This is a genomic window from Mesorhizobium sp. M4A.F.Ca.ET.022.05.2.1 (genome assembly GCF_003998845.1).
Classification (GTDB): Bacteria; Pseudomonadota; Alphaproteobacteria; order Rhizobiales; family Rhizobiaceae; genus Mesorhizobium.
On record NZ_RZOJ01000407.1, the window covers coordinates 1 to 5463 of the forward strand.

Consider the following 5463-nt stretch of genomic DNA (forward strand, 5'->3'; position numbering starts at 1 on the left):
ACGCCCGCGAAACTCACCACCGACGATCCTCATCTGGTGCGGGAACCCTTGGGGCCACCACGTGGCCTGTCACCACCAGGCCTGCCGCCGCCTTCCGGCCGGTCGCCTCGCGGCTTGCCGTACGGCTTGGCGCCACCTGGCTTGCCGCCAGGCTTGCCATATGCCGGCTTGAACGAGGCCTTGCGCGCCTTGGCGTCGGCCGCCTTGGCCGCATCGGCCTCCGCCCTGCCCTTGCCGATCGGACGCGCGCCTGGCGCCATCCAGACATTCGCCTTGCGCTGACCGGGCGGCTCGATCGGCCGCTGATCGCGTTCGGCCTTCTTGCCGCCGAAACGGGGCTTGTCGCCAAAACCGCCACGAGGTTTGTCGCCGAAGCCGGAACGCTCCGGCTTCGCGCCGCGCTCGCCGAACGCCCGGTCGGGCTTGGTCGAAAGCTTGCCCAGCGCCTCGTCGCGGCTGCCCTCGCGGCGCTTGCGCGCCTTGATCAGGCCGCCCTCGCCGATCGGCCGGCGGTCGCCGTCGCGAGAGAATTTCGGCGGTTCGGCCCCTTCGCGGCGCGGCTCGGTGCGGCGCACCGGCCTGTTGGAGAAGGGTTTTGCAATCTCGGCATCGAAATTGGCGCCGGATTCCTCGATCAGGCGCTCGCCGAGCTGCTCACGCAGCACGCGGCCCTTGATCTCCAGCACATGGCCCTCCGGCAGATCCTCGAGCTGGAACGGCCCGTAGGAAATGCGGATCAGCCGCGTCACCTCGAGGCCGAGCGCGCCCAGGATGTTCTTGACCTCGCGGTTCTTGCCTTCGCGCAGGCCGATCGTCAGCCAGGCATTGGTGCCCTGTTCGCGGTCGAGGCTGGCTTCGATCGCGCCATAGAAGACGCCGTCGACGGCGATGCCTTCGCGCAAGCCCGCGAGCGCGCTTTCCTCGACCTTGCCGTGGACGCGCACGCGGTAGCGCCTGAGCCAACCGGTGGCCGGCAATTCGAGCACGCGCGACAGGCCGCCGTCATTGGTGAGCAGCAGCAGCCCTTCGGTGTTGATGTCGAGGCGACCGATGGTCATCAGCCGCGGCAGTTCGGCCGGCAGCACGTCGAAGACGGTCTTGCGGCCCTCGGGATCGCGGTTGGTGGTGACGACGCCGGCCGGCTTGTGGAACAGGAACAGCCGAGTGCGCTCGATCTTGGGGATTTCCATGCCGTCGAGATGGACGATGTCGTCGGGCATGACGTTGAAGGCCGGCGAGGACAGCACCTTGCCGTTGACCTTGACGCGGCCGGCGGCGATCAGTTCCTCGGCGTCGCGGCGCGAGGCCAGGCCGGCGCGGGCAAGCCGCTTGGCGATGCGCTCGCCGGCTTCCTCAGCGGCTTCGGCGGGACGCGGGCGAGGCTTGAAGCCGCCGCCTGATGCGCCTTGCGGCCGCTCGCCAAAGTCACGCTTGGGGCGATCGCTGAAGTCGCGCTTGGGACGATCCGCGAAGTCGCGTTTCGGACGGTCCGCGAAATCTCGCTTCGGGTGGTCGCCAAAATCACGCTTGGGCCGTTCGAAACGTTTTTCGCCGCCCTCGCCTGACGCGGCCATCGGCCGGTCGCCGCGCGGGGCGTAGGGCTTGCGCGGTCCCTTCTCATAAGGCTTGCCCTCGGGGCGCGGTCCCTTGCGGAACGGCTTTTCGCCGCGCGGGCCAGCGCCCTCGCTCGCCTCACGCGGCAAGTATTCGCGCTTAAAGTCGCGCGCCGGCCGCTCACCGTCCGCTGCCATCGGCCGATCACCACGCGGCGCATAGGGCTTGCGCGGTCCGTCGCGCTTCTCGAAGGGCTTGCCTTCGGGACGCGGCGCCTTGCGGAACGGCTTTTCCGCCCGCGCCACACCAGCCTCACGAGGCCGGTCGCCGCTTTTGAAATTGCGCTTTGGCCGCTCGCCTTCGGCGGCCATCGGCCGGTCGCCACGCGGCGCGTAGGGCTTCTTGGCGCCGAAGGACGGCTTGCCGCCTTTGCTGGCGGCGCCGTCGCGGCTGCGCGACCCCGCGGCTTTCGGACCGCCCCTGACCGGACCCTTTTTAGCCCGGAATTTCTTGTCGTTGTCGTCCATGTGGCCTTTGCCTGTTTGCGCTGCTACAGCGTGGCGCATCCTTTCGGGCGCGCAAAGGACGCTGTAGCACTTTGATTTGGCGCATGATCGTTTCCGAAAACCGAGTCCGATTTTCGAGGTTAGGCGCTAGATAACAGGATCGCTGTCGGGTGGCGAGGAGATAATCGGAATGGAAACCGCGTGAAGCGGCCGGATTTCATGGCATTGGCGCTTGAGGAGGCGGCAGCCGCCGCGCAGCGCGGAGAAGTGCCGGTGGGCGCGGTCATCGCCAGCCGCGGCATCGTCGTGGCAAGAGCCGGCAACCGCACCCGCGAGCTTGCCGACCCGACGGCGCATGCCGAGATGCTAGCGATCCGCCAGGCCTGCGAAAAGCTCGCCAGCGAGCGGCTCACCGGCCACGATCTCTATGTGACGCTGGAGCCCTGCGCCATGTGCGCGGGCGCCATCTCCTTCGCGAGGCTGCGCCGGCTTTATTTCGGCGCCGTCGACGAGAAGGGCGGCGCGGTGGTCAACGGTGTGCGCTTCTTCGCCTCGCCGACCTGCCACCACGCGCCGGACATCTATGCGGGCATGGGCGAGAGCGAGGCATCGCTCATTCTCAAGGATTTTTTCCGCGAGCGGCGCGAGGTCTAGCCACGATTTTTGGACGATGGCGGGACCGAGGAGGCGCGAAAGATAGCTACCGCTGTCGTTGTGCAGCGATGCGCCGAAACCTTACCACCAGTCGAACCAGCCGCCGCTCTTGCTCTTGGCGGCCGCCTCCTTCTTGAGGCGGCGTTCCTTCTTGTACTCGTCCTCGCCGAGTTCGCCCTGCGGCGCTGTGCCGGCTGCGACGCGATAGGCCAGCGGCGGCTCGCTGAGATATTTGCGGGTGTTCGGGTCGCCCTGCTTGCCCTCTGCCATGCGACGCTGGATCTCGGCGGCGCGGCCCTTGTCGGAGTCCTCCGGCGACCAGCGCGGCGGATGGCTCGAAGCCGAGTCCGCCAACGCCTTCTTCACCGCGGTCGGATCGGTCTGCACGTCGTCGACGATCTGCGACTGATAGGACGGATCGTCCTGGTGGGCGGTGGCGTCGGCGCGCAGGCGGGCGCGGCGCTGCTCCGGCGATTCGGGCCAATCGGCGCTCGCCGTCTCGATGCTCTCCTGCGGCGGCGGCAGGTTTTCCTTTTGACCCGGCGCCGGCTTCACCAGATCGGGACGCGGCTTGTAGTCGATCGGATCCTTGCGCTTCGGCGCGATCGAAAAGGCGCTGGAAAGGTCGCCGGCAAGCTGTTCGCCGGCGGTCTTGTCGGTGCCGTAGGTGGGCGAGCTCATGCAGCCCGACAAGGCAAGTCCGGATGCGACCAGCGGCGCCAGCAGTGCGGCGCGCACACAGATTCTCTCGGTCATGCCAAAAAGTCCCACACTAGACAGCCTCTCAATCGCCACCGGCCAAAAGATCCGGTCCCCATCGACGATGCACTTGCGACGGAAATCCGGCGACAATTTGTCGTCCGGAGTTTCGCGTGTTTACCTCAACCACCCGTTAAGGGCAACGCGCCGGCGGATTTGCATTGCCCGGCGTGGCATTTGTGCACTTATTTGATTGGGTGCATGTCGTTTTCCCAAAACCGCGGCACACTTTTGGGCGACATGCACCTAAAGCCGCCCAAGCGCTTTCAGTTCATGCAGCACGGCCGCATCCCTGGCCGAAACATCGGGGAATGCCCCGTCCTGCCCGACATCGGCCGTGTAGCGCCACGACCGCGCGCACTTAACGAGCCCGCGGTCCTCGGCCTTCTCGACCACCACCGCCACGCCCTTGACGTCGTCCAGCGTGAACGCGCCGTCCGGCGCCTTGCCTTTGGCGATGACGAGATCGCTGGTGATCGCCATCTCGGCCATATCGACATCCGATATCGCCGCTTCCAGCGCGGCATCGTCGAGGCTCACGACCGGCACGGCCTCCAGCGAGGAGCCGATCAGTTTCTCGGCGCGCGCGATCTCCAGCGCGCCGGTGACGACGCGGCGCACCTGCCGGACCTTGCGCCATTTCTCGGCCAGCGCCTCGTTGCGCCAGTTTTGCGGAATGACCGGGAACTGGTCGAGATGCACCGAGACGGCATCCGGGTGACGATCGAGCCAGGCCTCTTCCATCGTGAAGGGCAGCATCGGCGACAGCCACTTCACCAGGCATTCGAAGAGGTGACGCACGACCTGCACAGCCGCTTTGCGGCGCAGGCTCGATGGCCCGTCGCAATAGAGCGCGTCCTTGCGGATGTCGAAGTAGAATGCCGAGAGCTCGACCACCATGAAGTCGAGCAAAGCGCGCGTGATGCGCTTGAACTCGAAGGCGTCGTAGCCCTGGCGCACCACTTCGTCGAGCTCGGACAGCCGGTGCAGCATCAGCCGCTCCAGTTCCGGCATCTCATCCAGCGGAACGTCCTCGCCATCGTCGTGGGCAAGCGTGCCCAGCATCCAGCGGATGGTGTTCCTGAGCTTGCGGTAGGCGTCGATATTGGTCTGCAGCACGTTCTTGCCGAGGCGCTGGTCTTCCCAATAGTCGGTCGTCACCACCCAGAGCCGGAGGATATCGGCGCCGGACTGTTTGATGACGTCCTGCGGCACCACGGTGTTGCCGAGCGACTTCGACATTTTCCGCCCCTCTTCATCCATGGTGAAGCCATGGGTGACGACGGTGTCGTATGGCGCCCTGCCCCGGGTGGCGCAGCTTTCGAGCAGCGAGGAGTGGAACCAGCCGCGATGCTGGTCGGAGCCTTCGAGATAGACGTCGGCCGGCCATTTGAGATCCGGACGGTCCTCCAGCGTGAAGACATGCGTCGAGCCCGAATCGAACCAGACATCGAGGATGTCCATCACCTGATGCCATTTCGCGGCATCGTGATTGCCGAGGAAGCGCTCCTTGGCGCCGGGCGCGAACCAGGCGTCGGCGCCCTCGGCCTCGAAGGCCTCCATGATGCGCTGGTTAACCGCCTCGTCCTTCAGCACGTTGCCGTCCACGTCGGCGAAGACGGCGATCGGCACGCCCCAGGCGCGCTGGCGCGATAGCACCCAGTCGGGGCGCTCCTCGATCATGGCGCGGATGCGGTTCTGGCCGGCGGATGGCACGAAGCGGGTGTCGTCGATCGCCTTCAGCGCGCGGCTGCGTAGCGTCGTGCCGTCGCCGAGGTCCTTGTCCATGTAGACGAACCATTGCGGCGTGTTGCGGAAGATGATGGGTTTTTTGGATCGCCAGGAGTGCGGATAGGAATGCTTCAGGCGGCCGCGCGCGAACAGCGCGTTGCGCTTGATCAGTTCCTCGATGACGGCCTGGTTGGCGTTGCCCTTCTTGCCATTGTCGTCGATGACGCGCGCTGCCCCACCTTCGCGGTCCGGACCGAAG

4 protein-coding genes are annotated in these 5463 nt (G+C 66.4%); 1 reads left to right on the top strand and 3 read right to left on the bottom strand.

All coding sequences use genetic code 11. From position 1 onward, the window contains the following. Window positions 1–29: 29 nt before the first annotated feature. Complete coding sequence (locus EN745_RS29070) at window positions 30–2081, bottom strand: pseudouridine synthase (RefSeq protein ID WP_127422825.1); 2052 nt, start codon at window positions 2079–2081, stop codon at window positions 30–32. 180 nt (window positions 2082–2261) lie between these two features. Here EN745_RS29070 and EN745_RS29075 point away from each other — a divergent pair, with 180 nt between their 5' ends. After that, on the top strand, window positions 2262–2714 hold the full coding sequence (locus EN745_RS29075; protein ID WP_127422826.1) for a nucleoside deaminase: 453 nt from the start codon (window positions 2262–2264) through the stop codon (window positions 2712–2714). Between the two features lie 81 nt (window positions 2715–2795). On the opposite strand, the gene EN745_RS29080 is transcribed toward EN745_RS29075, so the two are convergent. Next, on the bottom strand, window positions 2796–3470 hold the full coding sequence (locus tag EN745_RS29080) for a hypothetical protein (protein WP_126055119.1): 675 nt from the start codon (window positions 3468–3470) through the stop codon (window positions 2796–2798). A 249-nt stretch (window positions 3471–3719) separates the two neighbouring features. Continuing rightward, window positions 3720–5463 (bottom strand): class I tRNA ligase family protein (locus EN745_RS29085; RefSeq protein WP_127422827.1); only part of this gene is annotated, 1744 nt, incomplete at its 5' end.

What these genes read in the sequence shown, in the direction of transcription:
- EN745_RS29080 (WP_126055119.1), bottom strand. Translation starts at nt 3,470, where the DNA reads ATGACCGAGAGAATCTGTGTGCGCGCCGCACTGCTGGCGCCGCTGGTC.
- EN745_RS29070 (WP_127422825.1), bottom strand. Translation starts at nt 2,081, where the DNA reads ATGGACGACAACGACAAGAAATTCCGGGCTAAAAAGGGTCCGGTCAGG.